The organism is Shewanella yunxiaonensis, assembly GCF_018223345.1.
Taxonomy (GTDB): Bacteria; Pseudomonadota; Gammaproteobacteria; order Enterobacterales; family Shewanellaceae; genus Shewanella; species Shewanella yunxiaonensis.
Genome location: NZ_CP073587.1, coordinates 1301850 through 1320198, shown reverse-complemented (window position 1 = coordinate 1320198; position 18349 = coordinate 1301850). Strand labels below are relative to the sequence as shown.

The window sequence follows — 18349 nt, the reverse complement described above, 5'->3', positions numbered from 1 at the left end:
TTCATATTACGGGAGCAAGCTCCTCGGATCGCCAAAACAATAACATGAGCGTGTCTGACATGCTACCCAGGACGATCCGGAGATAAAGGGAAAGGAGATTAATCTCCTTCAAATTCACACAGTTTCAGTACTTCTAAGCCCAAAGACTGCAACCGATTTTCGCCACCAATATCCGGCAGTGAGATCACAAACGCTGCATGACTTACTTCACCACCGAGACGACGAACCAATTTGACGGTTGCTTCAATCGTGCCGCCGGTAGCTAATAGATCGTCAACTACGAGCACTTTATCGCCAGGGACGATAGCATCGGTGTGCATTTCCAATGTATCGTGACCATATTCGAGTTCATAAGTCTCAGAGATAGTCTCACGCGGCAGTTTTCCTGGCTTACGTACGGGGACGAAACCAACACCCAACTCTAATGCTAATGGTGCGCCAAACAGAAAACCGCGAGCTTCAGTACCGACAACTTTAGTGAAGCCAAAGTCTTTGTAATGCTCCACAAATGTGCGAATAGTGGTCTGATAGGCAATCGGATCTTCCAGTAAACTGGTGACATCACGAAACAGAATTCCGGCTTTCGGATAGTCAGGAATAGTTTTAATGCTTTGCTTAATCAGCGCTAAGCTGTCGGGATTAATAGCCATAGTTTTAATACTTAGTTCGTCGGTATCTACCGGCCTTACACAACAAAAAAGTCCACACCAAGGTGGACCGCTTCTCTAAATCCGGCTAAAGCTTAAGCCCCTTTGCCGTTAGTTGCAACCGGGATCATCCGATTGTGTGTCGCATCGCAATATCGCTTATTTCTCGCCAACACCTGATGTTTCTGCGACCACACCAACAACCGGTAGCCTCCACAAATAAACCATTAATATCAATAACATGAATAGTAATAGCAGTTTCACCCACACCAATGAAACCCACCATATACTTAGACTAAAACTGCACACAGTCAAGATTAATGCACGTCGTTTTAATGCTAAACGCAGCCCACGCTTTTGCTGCCAATCGCTCAATGGTTGAGCAAACCAAGGATGTTGATGCAACCAACTATGTAAAACCGGACTAGAACGGGCAAAACAATACCCTGAAAGCAACACAAAAGGCACGGTGGGCAGCAAAGGTAAAACGATACCCGCGATGCCAAGTGCCAAACTGATGATACCCAAGCTCAAAAATACACTGCGTTTGATCATATTTTATAATGACAATAGTTCTCATTTAAATACTATATTAGCAATACGCCTGCCTGTCGCAAAGTTTGTTGCTGATAAACTGAAACTGCTATCAGAAACCGATTCGTATCAGGTAAAATGCGCGGCCTTTATCCTTTTTGTGGAATAACTAAACGTGCGAGTCATTCTGGCCCCGATGGAAGGGGTTGTTGATCACCTGATGCGTGAACTTCTGTCCTCCATCAATCCTTACGATTTGATGGTGACTGAATTTGTCCGCGTGGTAGACCAGCTACTGCCAGAAAAAGTCTTTTTCCGCATGTGCCCCGAACTGAATAATGGCGGTGCCACTCAAAATGGCACACCGGTAAGGGTACAACTTCTGGGACAGGAACCCGGATGGATGGCAGAGAATGCGGTGCGCGCAGTCGCTTTAGGCTCTCGTGGTGTGGATGCCAATTTTGGCTGCCCGGCAAAAATGGTCAATCGCAGCAAAGGTGGCGCAGTACTGCTGCAGTACCCGGAGCAAATCCACAATATTGTAAAAGCCATGCGTCAAGCCGTCCCAGATGCGCAACCGGTCACCGCCAAAATTCGGCTGGGCTACGAAGACAAAAACCTGTTTATGGAAAATGCGCTGGCAATTTACGAAGCCGGCGCTACGGAATTAGCCGTCCATGCTCGTAGTAAAGTAGATGGCTATCGCCCTCCTGCTTATTGGGAATATATCACTGAGATCCGACAAAGAGTTTCCATTCCCGTGATCGCAAATGGTGAAATCTGGAATCGCGATGATGCATTGCGCTGCATCACCCAAACAGGCTGCGACAGTGTGATGGTTGGTCGTGGAGCTATCACACTCCCCAATCTGGCGGCCCACATTAAAAATGGTGACGCACCTTATAATTGGCAACAGACATTGTCGTTATTGCTGGAATACACTCGGCAACAGCAATCACAACCTCGCAATGATTACTTTCCTGGACGCATCAAGCAGTGGTTCAGTTATCTCAATCGTCACTATCCAGAAGCTGACGTGTTGTTCCGGGACTTGCGTGTGCACAAATCTACGGATGCCGTGGTAGATGTACTGTCAAAAGCCGCCTGAACGCCACACATTACTTTCATAAGTACTGCTTTTGACTGATATCACAAGAAATCTCCACTGGATTTGATCCGTATCATAGTTGACCATCCACTGCCAATTAGACTAATAAGTCCATAAGCAAGCAAAAGGCGGTACAGAGTGAGTGGTTTGATCAGACAAAGATTGTCAGCAGTCGAGACGGATCTGAGACGTGCAATCACTGAGCTTAATACCGACTGGGCTGATAGGTCTATTAGCGAGATCATTGATGCCATGGTCGGTGCTGAGTTGTGCCATCATCCGCTATATGAAAAGCTTAATCGTCTGGATGCTGCACAATGTCAGTTGGATCTCGGACTCTATGGAATGTGTGCTGATTGCGAAAGCGAGATTGAACCAGAACGACTGGCTCAAGATCCTACTGAGCAACGCTGCCAATGTTGTTCAGAACAATATGCACATGAACATCGGCGGGAGCTGCGGCTCAGTCATTGATGTCGGTTTTAAGGGTCCATTAATAACCGATGGATTAGCAACAAAAAAGGCGCCAAATGGCGCCTTTTGTTTACCGGACATACCGATTAACGAGTACGTGGGCAGATTTCATCAGCAGCGAAGAAATAAGCGATTTCACGCTCTGCAGATGCCAGCGCATCTGAACCATGAACCGCGTTTTCGTCAATGCTGTCAGCATAATCTGCACGCAGAGTACCACGAGCAGCTTGAGCTGGGTTAGTTGCGCCCATGATTTCACGGTTAGCTGCAACAGCGTTTTCGCCTTCCAGCACTTGTACCATGATAGGACCAGAAGTCATGAAGCTTACCAGTGCACCAAAGAAAGGACGTTCGCTGTGTTCAGCGTAGAAACCTTCAGCCTGCTCTTTGGTCAGGTGAACCATCTTAGCAGCAACGATTTTCAGACCGGCGCTTTCAAAACGGTTATAGATAGCACCAATGTGGTTTTTAGCAACAGCATCGGGCTTGATAATAGAAAAAGTACGTTCAATCGCCATGACTAGGATCCTTAATCAGCGAGTTTCAAAATTCGCGCGGATTATACGCAATAAATATGACAAATCCTAATCCAATCTCACAAACTACAATGATTATGCGATATCGCAACAAAGATAACCGCTGGAATGATGCCGAAAACGACAAAGGACGGCAAAAACCGTCCTTTGATTACATCTTCTCGCTTATTTTTCATCCATCCAGCATTGCAGAATGGCTTCAAGGATCTGTTCGTTACAACGTTGAGGATCATCATCAAAATCCTCCAGAGCTAGGATCCATTCGTACAGATCAGTAAAACGCACAGTCTGAGGTTCCACATCTGGATACGCTTCTAAAAGCTCCAGAGCCACATCTAAAGAGTCAACCCATTTCAAAGACATAGGGCCTCCAATGTTACTTATTACTATCTGATGACATTATAACGTTAATGTTAATCGTCACCATCAAAACAAAGCCGGTCTGGGACCGGCTGTTAGACTTTATCAACCTTCGCTGACCTGATTTACCGTATATTTGGGGATTTCGACCACTAAGTCTTCATCCGCCACTTTCGCCTGACAGGACAGACGGCTTTCTGGTTCTAGCCCCCAAGCTTTATCGAGCATATCGTCTTCCAGATCATCGCTTGGTTCCAGGTTATTGAAGCCTTCACGCACAATCACATGGCAAGTAGTACAAGCGCAGGATTTCTCGCAGGCATGTTCTATCTGGATACCATTGCGTAATGCTGCATCCAGGATTGATTCTCCGGTCTTGGCTTCTACCACCGCACCATCGGGGCAAAGCTCCTCGTTGGGCAAAAACACTATCTGAGGCATGATTTCACCTATATCTTATCAACCGACTGACCTTTCAGTGCGGTCTTAATTGAATTATCCATCCTTCTGGCGGCAAAGTCCTGTGTTGCAGCATCCACTTTTTCAATGGCAGATTTAATAGCTTCAGCATCATCGCCAACAGCCGCAGCATCCAGTGCCAAAATAGTACTGTCGATCAACGCTCTTTCTTCTGCCGTCAGTAAGTTACCATCCTGTTGCAGTGCAGAATTAAGCGACTCAATCACCCGAGCCGCTTCTACCCGTTGCTCGGTAAGCATACGTAACTCAATATCCGCCTTGGCATACGTCATCGAATCCTTGATCATGCCAGCAATCTCATTTTCAGAGAGCCCAAATGACGGTTTCACCTGGATACTTGACTGTATTCCGGTGGATTTTTCCATCGCAGTCACGCTCAATAAACCATCGGCATCTACCTGGAAGGTCACTCGGATATGCGCCGCCCCGGCTGCCAATGGTGGTATACCTTTGAGCGTGAACCGCGCAAGTGAGCGGCAATCTGCCACCAGTTCGCGCTCACCTTGAACCACATGAATGGCCATCGCCGTCTGACCATCTTTAAACGTGGTGAACTCTTGGGCTCTGGCAACGGGAATAGTGGTATTGCGTGGTACGACTTTTTCTACCAGGCCACCCATAGTTTCAATCCCGAGAGACAACGGGATCACATCTAACAGCAACAGTTCGGAATCCGGCTTGTTGCCTACCAGAATATCCGCCTGAATAGCCGCCCCAATGGCAACTACCCGATCAGGGTCGATACTGGTCAGTGGTGCTTTACCAAAAAAGTCCCCTACCTGTTCACGTACCAGAGGTACGCGAGTTGAACCACCCACCATCACGGTTTCTAACACATCAGCGGCATCAACACCGGCATCGCGCAGTGCTTTACGACAGCTGCTGATTGTTTTACGGACCAGAGACAGGATAAGCGCGTCAAATTCGCTACGGGATATATCACACCGTAATTGCTGAGCCTCGATCGTTAATACTGCGGTCACCACATCGGACTGACTCAGCACTTCTTTCACACGCCGGGCTTCCATCAGTAACTGACGTTCCTGTTGGCGGTTCAGTTCAGTAATCCCCATGCGCTGCCGCAACGCTTCGGCTAACAGATGATCAAAATCATCTCCGCCTAAACGAGAGTCCCCGCCGGTTGCTAGCACTTCAAAGACGCCACGATTCAACCGCAAGATTGAAATATCAAAAGTGCCGCCACCGAGATCATACACCGCGATGACACCTTCCTGGCCAGAATCCAGTCCATAAGCGATAGCCGCAGCGGTAGGCTCATTCAACAGGCGCAATACTTTGACACCGAGTAGATTGGCAGCGTCTTTGGTACCTTGACGTTGGGCATCATCAAAATACGCTGGTACCGTAATGACAACACCTTCTAAATCACCACCTAAGGTCGCCTCTGCGCGCGCAATTAATGGTCGCAGAATCTCTGCAGATACCTGTATTGGATTGACTTTACCCGCAGCGGTAACAAAAATGGGTAAGCCATTTTCACTGGCTTCAAAATGATAGGGGAAACGCTGTTCGCCCTGCAGTACATCGGCAAGTGAACGCCCCATAAAGCGTTTTACTGACACTATGGTGTTTTCCGGATCCAACGCAGAATTAACCAAGGCTTCTTCACCAACTGTCAGGCCATTGGTCCCATAGTGCACAACTGATGGTAACCCGTGTCTGCCAACTTCGTCGGGTAACGTTGCAGCCTGACCACTGCGTACGGAAGCAACCAGCGAGTTGGTCGTTCCGAGGTCAATACCCGCGGCCAACTTGTGTTGATGAGGTGCGGCCATCTGGCCGGGTTCAGCAATCTGCAAAAGTGCCATAATGTTCCATTCTAGGTTAAAAAATTGGCCCAATCAGATTGAGCCAATTTGTGTTCTTTTCGTCTGAAATCTCGAATTCGGCTAGTCGTACAGTGAGTCCTGAATACGGATCAACTCATCTTGTAATTTTGCCATAAATTTAAGCTTTCGAACCTGATCAGCGGCCACAATTGCGGCGGATGCCTGATCATCAGCAAGTTGCTTACGCAGGTTTTCCAGCAATTGCTTACGGTATTGCGAAAAATCACCTTCCAGCTCGGCAATCCCCGTTTCAATATCATCGCTGCCGCGTAAATCTTCCAACGCTTCCCGCCACTCCATCTGCTGCATCAAAAAGCCGGTATCTTTCATCGTGGTTGATTCATTATTGATATCAATCCCTCGAAGCGACAGCATATGTTCAGCTCGGCGAATAGGATCCTTTAGGGTCTGAAAAGCATCATTTACTTGGGCAGTTTTAGATATTGCCAGCAGCTTTTGTTGCTCACTGGCATTAGCAAACTTATCCGGATGCACTGCTTTTTGCAGTTCTCGATAGCGTTCTGCTAGCTCCGCGACGTCGACATCGAAGTTCTGAGGGATCTCAAACAGCTCAAAATAGTTCATAAGCGTACAACGGTTGCGGGAAGTTTATACAGTGAAACTCTCGCCGCAACCACACTCCCCTTTGGCATTCGGGTTATTGAACTTGAAACCTTCGTTAAGGCCTTCCTTAACAAAATCCAGTTCAATCCCTTGTAGATAAATCAGACTTTTAGCATCAACGATGAGGTTGACACCTTCAATCTCAAATACCTCGTCATCTTCGTTAAGTTCGTCAACGAATTCCAAGACATAAGCCATACCACTGCAGCCGGAGGTTTTTAAGCCCAAACGCAGACCAATCCCCTTTCCACGATTTTGCAGAAAGGTTCTTACTCTATCCGCCGCTGCAGGCGTCATTGATATTGCAGCCATGTCAACTCCTGGCATTACTTCTGATGCTTGGATTTATATTCTTCCAACGCCGCCTTAATAGCGTCTTCTGCCAGAATTGAACAGTGGATTTTCACTGGTGGTAATGCCAGTTCTTCCGCAATATCGGTATTCTTGATAGCAGCGGCTTCTTCCACAGATTTGCCTTTAACCCACTCGGTCACCAGCGAACTGGAAGCTATCGCGCTACCACAACCATAAGTTTTGAACTTGGCATCTTCAATGATACCGCTGTCATTAATTTTCAGCTGCAGTTTCATTACGTCACCGCATGCTGGAGCCCCCACCATACCAGTCACAACGGATGGATCATTCTTGTCGAAAGAACCTACATTGCGTGGATTTTCATAGTGGTCAATTACTTTTTCACTGTATGCCATATTACTGCTCCAAATTCATCTGTCTGCTGGGAATTTAGTGGGCTGCCCACTGTACCTGATTGAGGTCTACCCCATCCTTGAACATCTCCCACAAAGGAGACATCTCCCTCAGCTTGCCGATAGAGCTCTTAATGGTTTCTATCGCGTAATCAATCTCTTCTTCTGTGGTATAACGGCCGATGGTGAAACGAATAGAGCTATGTGCCATCTCATCATTGAGACCCAAAGCCCGCAGCACATAACTGGGTTCCAGACTGGCTGACGTACAAGCCGAACCGGAAGACACTGCTAAATCTTTCAGCGCCATCATCAGCGACTCACCTTCTACATAGGCGAAGCTAACGTTCAAGCTGCCACAGAAACGGTGTTCCATATCACCGTTAACATAGGTTTCTTCAATATCTTTAATACCGTTCCACAGCTTATCGCGCAGATAGCGGATACGGCTGCTATCTGATGCCATTTCTGCTTTAGCAATCGCAGCGGCTTCACCCAAACCAACAATCTGATGGGTTGGCAATGTGCCACTACGCATACCGCGTTCATGGCCACCACCATGCATCTGAGCTTCCAAGCGAATTCGAGGTTTACGACGCACGTACAAAGCGCCAATACCTTTAGGGCCATACATCTTGTGACCAGAAATGGAGATCAAATCCACCTTAGTCTGCTGCACATCCAGCGGCAATTTACCGGCGCCCTGAGCTGCATCAACGTGGAAGACAATACCTTTGCTGCGACACAGCTCGCCAATACCGTCGATATCCTGCACCACACCAATTTCATTATTGACATACATGATGCTCACCAGAATGGTGTCCTCGCGCATGGCGGCTTCGATACGCTCCAAGGGGATCAGACCATTGCTGTCTGGATCCAGATAGGTGACTTCGAAGCCATCACGTTCGAGGTGACGGCAAGTATCCAATACCGCTTTATGTTCAGTCTTGCTGGTGATGATGTGCTTACCTTTTTTCTGGTAAAAATAGGCCACACCTTTAATCGCCAGATTGTCAGACTCTGTGGCACCAGAGGTAAACACAATTTCACGAGGATCGGCGTTAATCAAATCCGCAACCTGATTACGGGCGATGTCTACCGCCTCTTCAGCCTGCCAACCGTAACGGTGAGAACGGGATGCGGGGTTACCGAATACACCGTCCATAGTCATGTACTGTGCCATTTTTGCAGCAACCCGAGGGTCAACTGGGGTTGTTGCGGCATAATCCAAATAAATAGGAAGCTTCATTACACACTCCGTACTTCGCAGTCTCTGCCGAGGCTACATACAACGTACAATTATCATTATTTATGGCTTTAACAGAGTTGGCCTCAGGCACTGATCCTCTGTTGCTCCTGATGTATCTGATCCTGCTTGATAGAGATAAACTGCACATCGCGCTTCTGCATCAAAGCAGCAAGACTGATACCATTTAAAAAATCAGAAATTTGTTTACTCAAATCTCCCCAAAGAGAATGAGTCAGACAACGAGTGCCACTCTGACAGTTAGACTGTCCCTGACACTTTGTAGCATCAACCGATTCATCAACGGCATTCACTACCATACCCACTGAAATATCTGCTGCTTCACGGCCAAGACGATAACCACCGCCTGGTCCACGAACGCTGGCAACCAACCCTTGTTTTCTCAGTTTGGCAAAAAGTTGTTCAAGGTAGGATAAAGAAATGCCTTGTCGTTCAGAGATATCTGCGAGAGGAACAGGTCCCTGAGCCGAGTGGATGGCAACATCCAGCATAGCAGTGACGGCGTAACGACCTTTAGATGTCAGTTTCATGAAAACACCACAGCTCTTGATTGGAGATGTTTAAATTTCATCATATCCTAGTATTTTAGTCAAGTATAAATCCTACTTTCCTACTAGGATAATGACCCACTTCATTTACGAATACCCTGACGGCTTGGTCGGTTATTTAACATTTTTAGCCGCCAGGATTCAATGCTGTGAGTTCACATTTAACTATAAAAAGTCAGATTTCTGGATCAAACGCATCCAATGCTTGCTGACGCTTCTCTGCTGCCGCTAATTCAGCCTCACAGAAATCGCCAACATCCAGTTGTGGCAATCTTTCAGTACAGACTGCCCCCCCCATAGTCTGAATAACTTGACACAGCTCGGCCAATTTAGAATCCATCAGATGCATGTGATCTAGCATCTGACCAATTGCATTGGCAACGGGATCTGGATTATCGGGGGAGACCGCATATGCATCAAAACCGTATTTTTTGGCCATTGCATTGCGACGTTCACTTTTCTCTTTTGACTGTTGGGTGGCGACAGTCACAGCTCGGCCTGGGATACCCACAACGGTGGTATCTTTTGGCACATCTTTTACAACAACAGAGTTTGAACCCACACGGGCGCCATCGTGCATCGTAATCGGCCCCAGTACCTTAGCTCCAGCGCCAATAACAACGTTGTTACCCAGCGTTGGATGACGTTTTCCTGCTTTCCAGGTGGTTCCCCCCAAAGTTACGCCATGATAAAGCGTACAATCGTCGCCAATTTCTGCCGTTTCCCCAATGACTACCCCCATGCCGTGGTCAATAAAAAAACGGCGACCAATGACAGCACCGGGGTGGATCTCCACGCCCGTTGCCCAACGAGCAAAGGTGGATAAACAACGGGCTAAAAAATAAAACTTGGCAGACCATAGTTTGTGACTCACCCGATGCATCCATATCGCATGCATACCGGGGTAGTTGAGCAAAATCTCCAACGCGCTGCGAGCTGCAGGATCGCGATGATAGATGGACTGAATATCCTCTTTAATTCTTGATATCACACCCATTTGAATTCCTCGACTACTCTTGGTTGCCTGATTTATCGACCACTTTCTTTTCAATCGAAGTCAGGATGCCACGCAGAATATTGAGCTCCTGAGTTTCAATTTGTGCTTTGGTGAACAAGCGCCGTAACTTTTGCATTACCTGTCCTGGATGATTCTTGATAATGAAACCAGTCTCTTGCAGTGTTCTCTGTAAATGCTCATAAAAACGTTCATGGTCTTCTGCCGAAGGATATTCCACGGGTTCAGGAGTAGCCTGCTGCAGTTGATTTAGATGCGCGATACGCGTTTCATAGCAGACAATCTGTACTGCCTGAGCCAAGTTTAGTGAACTGTATTCAGGATTAGCAGGAATGAACAGATGGTAATTGCATTTTTGCAATTCTTCATTGCTTAACCCATTCCGCTCACGACCAAAAACAATTGCCACTGGCCCATTCTTGCTTTGAATAGCCAACTTTTCTGCGGCTTCCCGGGGTTCCAAAACCGGCCATTCCAAGGTGCGACTACGCGCACTGGTAGCCACTACCAGACCACAGTCATGGATGGCCTGGTCAAGCGTATCTACTTTAACCAGACATTTGAGTATGTCTGAGGCACCAGCAGCTAACGCAATCGACTGACCGTCAGGTTCTACCTGCGGGTCAACAAGATAAAGGGAAGATAACCCCATGGTTTTCATGGCCCTGGCCACGGATCCGATATTACCCGGATGAGTGGTACCCACCAGTACCACGCGAATATTGCTGAGCATGAAACTTACGTCGAATCAGAAAAACAGGACGCGGATATTAACATACCCATCATTTTTTTAAGATAGAAAATTCGGCAGTTGCCATCCTAGCCTGACCGAGTATAATGCGCCGGTTGATTTTCGTTCTTTTACATCCAGGGGATTGCAATGCATCCGATGCTCACTATTGGTGTGCGCGCCGCTCGTGCCGCGGGCCAAGTTATTATGCGTGGTTTTTCTGAACTAGACAGAGTTCAGGTAGATGCCAAAGGTCTAAATGACTTTGTCTCAAATGTTGATAAAGAAGCTGAAGCAGCGATTATTTATCAAATCCGTAAATCATATCCGGACCACACTATCGTTGGCGAAGAAAACGGTGAAAACCGTGGTGAGAATCAGGACTATATTTGGATTGTGGACCCTCTGGATGGCACTAACAACTTTGTTAAAGGCCTGCCCCATTTTTCAGTCTCCATTGCTTTACAACACAAAGGCAAGACTGAAGTAGCCGTGGTTTATGACCCAATTCGCGACGAGCTATTTACTGCTGTCCGTGGTCAGGGAGCCAAACTCAATGACTTCCGCCTGCGTGTCAATAATCCTGTCGATTTAAGCCATAGTCTGGTTGCCACAGGTTTTCCATTCAAAGCTCGTCAGCATACCGAGACTTACTTGAAGCTTTTCGCTGAAACCTTCGCGTTGTGCACCGATATCCGTCGTGCCGGATCTGCAGCATTAGATCTCTGCTATGTTGCGGCAGGACGTGTCGATGCGTTCTTTGAAATCGGACTTAAGCCTTGGGATATTGCAGCTGGTGATCTGATCGTGCGCGAAGCCGGTGGCACCGTGACTGACCTGTCTGGTGGCTACAAGTACTTAACTTCTGGTCATGTTGTCGCCGGTGGTCCTAAAACAACCGGCTTGTTGGTAAAAAGCTTCCGTCCGCTGTTAAGTGATGCGCTGAAGTAATCACTGACCATCAGTAATGCGTCTGACTAAAGCCACTTTCGAGTGGCTTTTTTGTGATTCATCGCCACTAAAACAACGTTACAACTGTTCAACGATAGTGAACTACCCAGCGACACGCGAAGCGTGATCTCTGGGCTTCGGTAGCGTTATGCTGCCGATTTTTCCTCAGTTCCCGTACTTAACTTTGAGAGTTCAAAGACTTTCGTTTTACCAAGTAATTTCTGCCGAGGCGTGGGGTTTACCCTGACGATGGTTCCAATCGCCATTAAATCTCGTTCACCTGAGTTTCTGATACTGATTGAGGCTGAATAGTCTCGATCATTGTCTATACCACAATTAACGCAAGTGAAGGTTCTGTCTTTCAAAGTCAATTTATTGTGGTGATTGCAAGCGCAACAAATGCCTGTTGAGCGCTCGAATCTGCCGATTTCATGATGGATTTTACCTTCAAGTTCAACCTTGTATTTGGTTAAGTCAGAGATTAAACCCATGATGTTGTCAGCCACCATCTGACCATTAAACTTCTGCATTGCCTTTACGTTCAAATCTTCAAACACCACAATATCACTCGCATTGGTTATCTGTCGGGCTGTCTTGTGGGCAAAATCTAATCGTTGTCTGGAGATTTTTCCGTGTAAAGTGTTGATGCGGCTTTTTGTTTTATTCCAACGAGCAAAGCCTTTCTTTCTTCTGGCTAACTGCCGCTGTAGGGTGTTTAGTTTTTCTTTAGATTGCTTGAGGAACTTAGGGTTGCTCACGGTCAACCCATTTGAACCTACCACCGTTTGCTTAGAGTTAATGTCATAACCGACAATGGAGTTAAGTACCTTTTTAGCCTCTTTGCACTCCACTTCCTGAGTAATGCTGCATTCCCATTTCCCATGTCTGAACTGAACGGTGACTGTCTTTATATTACTCACAAGTCTGCGATGGAGAACGATACCGACCTGCCCAATTTTAGGTAGGCTGATGGTGCCATTTTCTATTCTGATGCAGTTGGAATTATTTACGGCTCTGAAGCTGTCATTATGAAGCTTTTTGATCTTGTAGCTCACTTTGAACTTCGGGAATTTCTGGTGTGCTCCCTTAGATGTCCCATTTCTGAGTGCAGTATCTAAGTCGCGAGCAACTTGTTGGGCGGCTGCGGAGTCAAACGCTTTTACCCACGCAAACTCAGGGAGATTTTTAACTTGCTTAATATGTGAGGCCATATCCGTGTAAAAAAGAAATGTGCCATCTTGCTCATGTTGGCGCTGATTTTCAGACAACAATAGGTTCCACAATCCACGCGAATAAGAGCCAAACTCAATGAGTTTAGCTTCCTGCTCCGGTGTAGGCTTGAGGCGATAATTGTATCTAAGCGTCTTTTCCATATACTGGTATTATGTACAGTATATAGGGGTTATCAACTATGGAGTACAGCACAAGATCCCACTGTAAGCACCTCATAGCCTTACACATTATTCTCGTTGTTAAATAGTGCTGACACGGTACGCAAGTACATTCAAGAACAGGGCTAGGCGATTCATCCCAGCGACAGCAAAGCTGATCACTGGGTTTTCTCGCCAACGTTCTATAAATGTGTGAACTCTGTCACGCACTTTCCCATGCCTTATCCGCCAGCTTTTGTCGATAATAGAGTCATATCCTTTTTATGGGAGTTTTCATGGAATTATATCGTAAGTACGGTTCCAGAAGCCTGAAAGCAGTCGAACATCTAGTATTGATCCTGATCGCCATTGCCACCATCGTCGCGATTGGTCAGGAAGTATTCCACCTCGTGGATATGGGTTCGGTGGAACTGGCTGATCTGCTGTTACTGTTCATCTATCTGGAAGTCTTGGCGATGGTCGCTAACTATGCAGAATCTGGCAAATTGCCGGTTCGCATGCCGCTATATATCGCAATTGTGGCATTAGCCCGGTATCTGATCCTGGATATGAAAGCGATGGAAGACTGGCGCGTACTCGCGGTGTCATTATCTACACTGGTGCTGGCGACGACCGTTGTTGTCATCCGCTGGGGTCAGCTAAAAATGCCATATCCTAAAAACCAAGATTACGACAATTGACATAGAGCCCGGCGGTGTCCGGGCTTTTTTATGAGTTTTGTTATCTATTAAGGACTTGGCGTAATTTTGTTCTGTGCTATGTTTAACGAGCCGGGTCACTTAGCCAATTATGACAGGAACCACATTATGGGTGACGATAACGTTGAAAGCTTTAAGGAAAGAAGGACTTCGCTGCGGGTAGATTTGGAATCTGAAGAGGTTCGTTTAGGCTGGCAGGATAAAGATGAACAATTACGCACAGATACTGCAACCTGTGTAGATCTGTCACGTAAGGGATTACTGTTTGAATATCGACAGCCATTTCCACAGGGAGCATTGGTGGAAGTAACCTTTAACAGTGGCAGTGATGCGCAAAATACCGTGAAAGGACAGGTCTGCCGTTGTACTGAGAGTCAGACTGGCTACCGTATAGCATTACAGCTGTTTTAAGGATCTGCGCATAATTGGTAGCGTATGTCCTAAAATTTGGCGAACCAAGTATCTAATACGCAAGGAGAAAATATATGATACTACTCGTTGGCGGCGAAAAAGGTGGCAGTGGAAAGAGCTGTCTTGCACAAAATCTCGCGGTACATATTACCCAAAAATTCAATGCCAACGTGTTGATGGTCGATTGTGATCCACAAAGAACAACGTCTGATTGGATCCAGGCTCGAAATACCGATGCGTCATTACCTTCTATCAACTGCATTCAACTGTATGGCAAAATTCGTAACGATTTGCTCAGCCTAAATGAACGCTTTGACTATGTGATTGTCGATTGTGGTGGACAGGACAACTTAGCCATGCGAGCAGCAATGTCGGTAGCCACTTATGTTGTCATTCCCCTGCGTCCCAAACGTCGCGACTTAAAAACACTGCCACATATGGAAGATATGCTCAGTACCTGTAAGATGGTAAACCCTAAGATGGTCGCCACTATTGTACTAACCCAATGTCCGGCATTACCAACCCAGGCAAAACGCATACTGGAAGCGAAGGAAGTAGTGGAGTCATTTGGCTTAAGGGTGCTGAATTCAGTAACCTTCAGTCGCAATATTTATGATGACAGTGAAGAAAAAGGATCATCAGTGATTGAACTGGAACCGGATGGTAAAGCTGCTGAAGAAATCCATGCGATAGCAGACGAATTGTTAGCCATCCCACCGGAAAACTCCTATGAGCTTAACTGATTTAAAACGTAAACAACAAAAGCAAAAACCTAAGACAGTGTCGATAGAAGATTTTATCGAAGATGCTGTCAACTACGCTGTCGGGAAGCCCAGCCGGATAGAAAAAGCGGTTAACCAGCCTAAAAGGAAATCGCCACCACGAAAATTCCGCCACGCGACGTTCAGTTTGAGTGAAGCCAGCATCCGTCAGTTAGACGATGTTGCGCAGTCTACCGGGATAGCGAAATCCCGGCTACTACGCATGTTTATTCACTATTACTGCGACCTGACAGACGAAGAGCAACAAGCTTTACTGACTCAGGTCGAGGGTGATGCCGCCAAGAAAGGTTAGTGATTGCAGATCAAACTGGCGTCGGTAGTGATGCCTTCACTGCGATCGATAAACTTGCCTTTCTGCTCCAAAAACTGAATTAATGCAGTGGCATCCATATCACTGGCACTGCAGGTGTGAAAGCGAGCATCTGCGCCAAATCGTGCCGCCATCTGGGCCAATAGTTCAGCTTTGCTTAATCCTTGAGGATACTCAAGTAATAACTCCAATACTGCATGGCCATGTACCGAATCACTCATCTTGTTGTTAGCTCCAGAAGAATCAATAAAGATGCATATTAAATCTATTTTTTGGCCATTTTACTGATTTAGCGCAATATCACTGGCAATATTTGATTCCCGTCCGCAATATGGGAAAATCCTCGCGTCCGTCAACTGAGCAGGTCTTTCATGTCACTTATTCTCGCCCTGACGCAACAGATGTGTCTCTACCTGGTGATTGTTTACCTCACCAGCAAAACGCCGTTATTCAAACTGTTTACTGAAAACTCTACACGTCTGCCACATAAGATATTTATTTATCTAGTATTTTCTGCGTTCTGCATCATGGCAACCTATTTTGGCGAACAGACACATGGCGCTATTGCCAATACTCGCGCGATGGGCGCTGTTCTGGGCGGTCTATTAGGAGGCCCGACAACCGGAATTCTGGTAGGCCTCACCGGGGGTATTCATCGCTACACGCTCGGAGGCTTTACCGATATCGCTTGTGCCGTATCAACAACGATGGAGGGTCTCAGTGCTGGGATGATCAACCTGTATTTGCGACGCCATGGGAAAAGCGAACTGGTATTTCACCCGCTGCTGGTTGGATTGGTCACTTTTTATGCTGAAATGATGCAGATGTGCATCATTTTGCTTCTGGCACATCCTTTTGAAGAAGCACTGGAATTGGTGCGACAGATCGCACCACCGATGCTGATAGTCAACTCTCTAGGGGCTGCATCGTTTATGAGCATGGTGCGCGATCAAAAAACCATGTTCGACAAGATGTCTTCAACCTTTTCCACGAAGGCATTAAAGATTGCCGAACGCAGTGTCGGCCTGCTTAGTAAAGGCTTTAACGAAACGAGTAGTACGCAAGTGGCACAAATTGTCATTGAGGAAACCAATGTGGGTGCCGTTGCCATTACCGACCGTGAAAAATTGATGGCGTTTATCGGCATCGGCGCTGATCACCATCTGGTAGGCACGCCTATTTCATCGCAGATAACAATGGATGCCATTCATCAAAATAAAGTGATGTTTGCTGATGGTGTTGAATCCCATTACTCCTGCTCTATCTCAGCCAATTGTAAATTGGGCTCAAGCCTAGTGATCCCGTTACGCAGTGATAATGAGGTCATTGGAACGATTAAACTCTATGAGCCCAAAAACAAACTGTTCCTCAACATCAACCGAACCCTCGGCGAGGGGATTGCCCGATTGTTGTCCAACCAAATCTTGTATGGGCGTTTTGAACAACAACAGATCCTACTGACTCAAGCAGAGCTCAAATTATTACAGGCCCAGGTGAATCCCCATTTTCTGTTTAATGCGCTCAACACTATCAGTGCCATTATCCGTCGTAATCCCGACAAAGCACGGCAGTTGTTACAGCAACTTAGCCAGTTTTTACGTATCAATCTCAAACGCACCACGGGACTTGTCAGTTTAGGTGACGAGTTGGAGCATATTGAGTCTTACCTCACCATTGAGAAAGCCCGCTTTATCGACAAACTCAAAGTGACTATCGATATTCCCCAGAAACTATATTCCATGCAGGTACCTGCATTTACTTTGCAACCGATTATCGAGAATGCGGTAAAACATGGAACGTCTCATATGATGGAAACCGGCATTATTGAAGTAAAAGCTATTGAGCAAGGAAAAGACCTTATTTTGGAAGTGACGGATAATGCGGGCTTGTACCAGCCACGCTCAGATTCAGATGGTCTGGGGATGAATTTAGTACATAAACGGATCCAAAACCTTTATGGCGATGAATACGGGGTTACTGTCGACTTTGAACCTGAACTATTCACCAAAGTGAAGATCCGACTGCCAAACAAAGGAGCCAGTAATGATTAGCTGCCTGATTGTTGATGATGAGCCTTATGCCCGTCAGGAATTGGCAGATTTGCTCATTCAATATGGCGATTTGGAAATTGTTGGCCAATGCAGTAATGCCATCGAAGCGATGCAGGCTGTCAGTAAATACAAACCTGATCTGCTATTTCTGGATATTCAGATGCCACGCATCAGTGGTATGGAACTGATCGCCATGCTTGATCCAGAGAGCATGCCACGCGTTGTTTTTGTCACAGCCTACGACGAATTTGCCGTCAAAGCATTCGACAATCACGCGTTTGATTATCTGCTCAAGCCATTGGATGAAAAACGTTTACAGCAAACATTGGATAAGGTTCGAAAGGATTTGCAGCCAAAATCGCTGGATGTGTTGCTGCCGAAATACCTGGAGCATTTGCCTTGTTTTAGTGCTAATCGACTCAAAATTATCGCAGTGAAAGATGTGGAGTATGTGTTCAGCGACCTAAGTGGTATCCATGTTGCGACAGCCAAGGAAAAAGTTCACACCGAACTGACGTTAAAAGTGCTGGAAGAGAAAACACCGTTGCTACGTTGTCATAGGCAATATCTGGTCGCGCCATCTGCAATTGCGGAAATTGAAGTATTGGAAACCGGTGCCGAAGTGACCACTCACAGCGGTGCCAAAGTACCAGTCTCCCGACGTTTTCTTAAACCATTGAAACAAGCCTTTGGCTTTCAATAAGTTATTAACATCCCCGCGATCTAAGTGGTAACAATCAGTTGCCACTTGTCCAGACGATTGACCGCTCACAAGCGTATTTGACCGCTAAATTATGCTCAAAACCGCTCAGCTTTATCAGCAACCGCTCAACCACTACTTTTAACCGCTTACTTAAACTCAACTTGGCGTT

General features: G+C 46.5%; 24 protein-coding genes. 9 read left to right on the top strand and 15 right to left on the bottom strand.

All coding sequences use genetic code 11. The features are described 5' to 3' along the window. Positions 1–98 precede the first annotated feature (98 nt). Together apt and KDN34_RS06240 are read right to left on the bottom strand one after the other, a co-directional pair. The gene (apt, locus tag KDN34_RS06245; protein ID WP_212596036.1) at positions 99–650 is read right to left on the bottom strand and encodes an adenine phosphoribosyltransferase; all 552 of its coding nucleotides are present in this window, start codon (positions 648–650) and stop codon (positions 99–101) included. Positions 651–806: 156 nt separating this feature from the next. Then, the gene (locus KDN34_RS06240) at positions 807–1202 is read right to left on the bottom strand and encodes a YbaN family protein (RefSeq protein WP_212596035.1); all 396 of its coding nucleotides are present in this window, start codon (positions 1200–1202) and stop codon (positions 807–809) included. Positions 1203–1356: 154 nt separating this feature from the next. On the opposite strand from KDN34_RS06240, the gene KDN34_RS06235 reads away from it, so the two are divergent. Both KDN34_RS06235 and KDN34_RS06230 read left to right on the top strand, forming a co-directional pair. Further along, a complete protein-coding gene (locus KDN34_RS06235; RefSeq protein ID WP_212596034.1) occupies positions 1357–2289 on the top strand; it encodes a tRNA-dihydrouridine synthase in 933 nt (310 codons plus the stop codon). Positions 2290–2427: 138 nt separating this feature from the next. After that, positions 2428–2763 carry a TraR/DksA family transcriptional regulator gene (locus KDN34_RS06230; RefSeq protein ID WP_212596033.1) on the top strand — a complete coding sequence of 112 codons (336 nt, stop codon included), beginning with the start codon at positions 2428–2430 and terminating at the stop codon, positions 2761–2763. 86 nt (positions 2764–2849) lie between these two features. Here KDN34_RS06230 and ndk read toward each other — a convergent pair whose 3' ends face one another. From ndk to trmJ, 11 genes are all read right to left on the bottom strand, one after another. Beyond that, positions 2850–3281 (bottom strand): nucleoside-diphosphate kinase, encoded by a 432-nt coding sequence (gene ndk / locus KDN34_RS06225; protein WP_133038686.1) that lies wholly within the window; start codon positions 3279–3281, stop codon positions 2850–2852. Positions 3282–3464: 183 nt separating this feature from the next. Then, a complete protein-coding gene (gene iscX, locus KDN34_RS06220) occupies positions 3465–3662 on the bottom strand; it encodes a Fe-S cluster assembly protein IscX (protein WP_343377250.1) in 198 nt (65 codons plus the stop codon). 102 nt (positions 3663–3764) lie between these two features. Then, a complete protein-coding gene (gene fdx / locus KDN34_RS06215; RefSeq protein WP_212596032.1) occupies positions 3765–4100 on the bottom strand; it encodes an ISC system 2Fe-2S type ferredoxin in 336 nt (111 codons plus the stop codon). An 8-nt stretch (positions 4101–4108) separates the two neighbouring features. Next, positions 4109–5968: a Fe-S protein assembly chaperone HscA gene (hscA, locus tag KDN34_RS06210; protein ID WP_212596031.1), complete on the bottom strand. Its 1860-nt coding sequence runs from the start codon at positions 5966–5968 to the stop codon at positions 4109–4111. A gap of 81 nt (positions 5969–6049) precedes the next feature. Beyond that, entirely contained in the window at positions 6050–6574 is a 525-nt protein-coding gene (gene hscB / locus KDN34_RS06205) for a co-chaperone HscB (RefSeq protein ID WP_212596030.1), read from the bottom strand. A gap of 24 nt (positions 6575–6598) precedes the next feature. Beyond that, entirely contained in the window at positions 6599–6925 is a 327-nt protein-coding gene (gene iscA / locus KDN34_RS06200) for an iron-sulfur cluster assembly protein IscA (RefSeq protein WP_228730437.1), read from the bottom strand. 14 nt (positions 6926–6939) lie between these two features. Then, positions 6940–7323: a Fe-S cluster assembly scaffold IscU gene (iscU, locus tag KDN34_RS06195; RefSeq protein ID WP_212596029.1), complete on the bottom strand. Its 384-nt coding sequence runs from the start codon at positions 7321–7323 to the stop codon at positions 6940–6942. Between the two features lie 34 nt (positions 7324–7357). Continuing rightward, the gene (locus KDN34_RS06190) at positions 7358–8572 is read right to left on the bottom strand and encodes an IscS subfamily cysteine desulfurase (RefSeq protein WP_212596028.1); all 1215 of its coding nucleotides are present in this window, start codon (positions 8570–8572) and stop codon (positions 7358–7360) included. A gap of 83 nt (positions 8573–8655) precedes the next feature. Beyond that, positions 8656–9120, bottom strand: a complete 465-nt coding sequence (gene iscR / locus KDN34_RS06185) for a Fe-S cluster assembly transcriptional regulator IscR (protein ID WP_212596027.1) — start codon at positions 9118–9120, stop codon at positions 8656–8658. Positions 9121–9313: 193 nt separating this feature from the next. Then, positions 9314–10135: a serine O-acetyltransferase gene (cysE, locus tag KDN34_RS06180; protein ID WP_212596026.1), complete on the bottom strand. Its 822-nt coding sequence runs from the start codon at positions 10133–10135 to the stop codon at positions 9314–9316. 13 nt (positions 10136–10148) lie between these two features. Continuing rightward, positions 10149–10886, bottom strand: coding sequence for a tRNA (cytosine(32)/uridine(32)-2'-O)-methyltransferase TrmJ (gene trmJ / locus KDN34_RS06175; RefSeq protein ID WP_212596025.1), 738 nt, complete (start codon positions 10884–10886; stop codon positions 10149–10151). Positions 10887–11033: 147 nt separating this feature from the next. On the opposite strand from trmJ, the gene suhB reads away from it, so the two are divergent. Further along, positions 11034–11834 carry an inositol-1-monophosphatase gene (gene suhB / locus KDN34_RS06170; protein WP_212596024.1) on the top strand — a complete coding sequence of 267 codons (801 nt, stop codon included), beginning with the start codon at positions 11034–11036 and terminating at the stop codon, positions 11832–11834. A 146-nt stretch (positions 11835–11980) separates the two neighbouring features. Here suhB and KDN34_RS06165 read toward each other — a convergent pair whose 3' ends face one another. Beyond that, positions 11981–13207: an RNA-guided endonuclease InsQ/TnpB family protein gene (locus KDN34_RS06165; RefSeq protein ID WP_212596023.1), complete on the bottom strand. Its 1227-nt coding sequence runs from the start codon at positions 13205–13207 to the stop codon at positions 11981–11983. Between the two features lie 293 nt (positions 13208–13500). Here KDN34_RS06165 and KDN34_RS06160 point away from each other — a divergent pair, with 293 nt between their 5' ends. From KDN34_RS06160 to KDN34_RS06145, 4 genes are all read left to right on the top strand, one after another. Beyond that, positions 13501–13905 carry a phosphate-starvation-inducible protein PsiE gene (locus KDN34_RS06160; protein WP_212596022.1) on the top strand — a complete coding sequence of 135 codons (405 nt, stop codon included), beginning with the start codon at positions 13501–13503 and terminating at the stop codon, positions 13903–13905. Positions 13906–14031: 126 nt separating this feature from the next. After that, the gene (locus tag KDN34_RS06155; RefSeq protein WP_212596021.1) at positions 14032–14334 is read left to right on the top strand and encodes a PilZ domain-containing protein; all 303 of its coding nucleotides are present in this window, start codon (positions 14032–14034) and stop codon (positions 14332–14334) included. Positions 14335–14408: 74 nt separating this feature from the next. Further along, a complete protein-coding gene (locus tag KDN34_RS06150) occupies positions 14409–15077 on the top strand; it encodes an AAA family ATPase (RefSeq protein WP_212596020.1) in 669 nt (222 codons plus the stop codon). Then, complete coding sequence (locus KDN34_RS06145; RefSeq protein ID WP_212596019.1) at positions 15064–15408, top strand: replication protein RepA; 345 nt, start codon at positions 15064–15066, stop codon at positions 15406–15408. Before KDN34_RS06150 ends, KDN34_RS06145 begins: the two co-directional genes overlap by 14 nt. On the opposite strand, the gene KDN34_RS06140 is transcribed toward KDN34_RS06145, so the two are convergent. Continuing rightward, positions 15405–15647 carry a YecH family metal-binding protein gene (locus KDN34_RS06140; protein ID WP_212596018.1) on the bottom strand — a complete coding sequence of 81 codons (243 nt, stop codon included), beginning with the start codon at positions 15645–15647 and terminating at the stop codon, positions 15405–15407. The two genes, KDN34_RS06145 and KDN34_RS06140, sit on opposite strands and share 4 nt — an antisense overlap. 150 nt (positions 15648–15797) lie before the next feature. Here KDN34_RS06140 and KDN34_RS06135 point away from each other — a divergent pair, with 150 nt between their 5' ends. Next, positions 15798–17477 (top strand): sensor histidine kinase, encoded by a 1680-nt coding sequence (locus KDN34_RS06135; protein ID WP_212596017.1) that lies wholly within the window; start codon positions 15798–15800, stop codon positions 17475–17477. Beyond that, the gene (btsR, locus tag KDN34_RS06130) at positions 17470–18180 is read left to right on the top strand and encodes a two-component system response regulator BtsR (RefSeq protein ID WP_212596016.1); all 711 of its coding nucleotides are present in this window, start codon (positions 17470–17472) and stop codon (positions 18178–18180) included. Before KDN34_RS06135 ends, btsR begins: the two co-directional genes overlap by 8 nt. The last annotated feature ends 169 nt before the right edge of the window (positions 18181–18349 follow it).

Coding starts and splice junctions, on each gene's coding strand:
- KDN34_RS06165 (WP_212596023.1), bottom strand. CDS start 13,207: ATGGAAAAGACGCTTAGATACAATTATCGCCTCAAGCCTACACCGGAG.
- suhB (WP_212596024.1), top strand. CDS start 11,034: ATGCATCCGATGCTCACTATTGGTGTGCGCGCCGCTCGTGCCGCGGGC.
- fdx (WP_212596032.1), bottom strand. CDS start 4,100: ATGCCTCAGATAGTGTTTTTGCCCAACGAGGAGCTTTGCCCCGATGGT.
- trmJ (WP_212596025.1), bottom strand. CDS start 10,886: ATGCTCAGCAATATTCGCGTGGTACTGGTGGGTACCACTCATCCGGGT.
- hscB (WP_212596030.1), bottom strand. CDS start 6,574: ATGAACTATTTTGAGCTGTTTGAGATCCCTCAGAACTTCGATGTCGAC.
- KDN34_RS06145 (WP_212596019.1), top strand. CDS start 15,064: ATGAGCTTAACTGATTTAAAACGTAAACAACAAAAGCAAAAACCTAAG.
- hscA (WP_212596031.1), bottom strand. CDS start 5,968: ATGGCACTTTTGCAGATTGCTGAACCCGGCCAGATGGCCGCACCTCAT.
- KDN34_RS06140 (WP_212596018.1), bottom strand. CDS start 15,647: ATGAGTGATTCGGTACATGGCCATGCAGTATTGGAGTTATTACTTGAG.
- cysE (WP_212596026.1), bottom strand. CDS start 10,135: ATGGGTGTGATATCAAGAATTAAAGAGGATATTCAGTCCATCTATCAT.
- iscU (WP_212596029.1), bottom strand. CDS start 7,323: ATGGCATACAGTGAAAAAGTAATTGACCACTATGAAAATCCACGCAAT.
- btsR (WP_212596016.1), top strand. CDS start 17,470: ATGATTAGCTGCCTGATTGTTGATGATGAGCCTTATGCCCGTCAGGAA.
- iscX (WP_343377250.1), bottom strand. CDS start 3,662: ATGTCTTTGAAATGGGTTGACTCTTTAGATGTGGCTCTGGAGCTTTTA.
- iscR (WP_212596027.1), bottom strand. CDS start 9,120: ATGAAACTGACATCTAAAGGTCGTTACGCCGTCACTGCTATGCTGGAT.
- KDN34_RS06240 (WP_212596035.1), bottom strand. CDS start 1,202: ATGATCAAACGCAGTGTATTTTTGAGCTTGGGTATCATCAGTTTGGCA.
- ndk (WP_133038686.1), bottom strand. CDS start 3,281: ATGGCGATTGAACGTACTTTTTCTATTATCAAGCCCGATGCTGTTGCT.
- apt (WP_212596036.1), bottom strand. CDS start 650: ATGGCTATTAATCCCGACAGCTTAGCGCTGATTAAGCAAAGCATTAAA.
- iscA (WP_228730437.1), bottom strand. CDS start 6,925: ATGGCTGCAATATCAATGACGCCTGCAGCGGCGGATAGAGTAAGAACC.
- KDN34_RS06135 (WP_212596017.1), top strand. CDS start 15,798: ATGTCACTTATTCTCGCCCTGACGCAACAGATGTGTCTCTACCTGGTG.
- KDN34_RS06190 (WP_212596028.1), bottom strand. CDS start 8,572: ATGAAGCTTCCTATTTATTTGGATTATGCCGCAACAACCCCAGTTGAC.
- KDN34_RS06155 (WP_212596021.1), top strand. CDS start 14,032: ATGGGTGACGATAACGTTGAAAGCTTTAAGGAAAGAAGGACTTCGCTG.
- KDN34_RS06150 (WP_212596020.1), top strand. CDS start 14,409: ATGATACTACTCGTTGGCGGCGAAAAAGGTGGCAGTGGAAAGAGCTGT.
- KDN34_RS06160 (WP_212596022.1), top strand. CDS start 13,501: ATGGAATTATATCGTAAGTACGGTTCCAGAAGCCTGAAAGCAGTCGAA.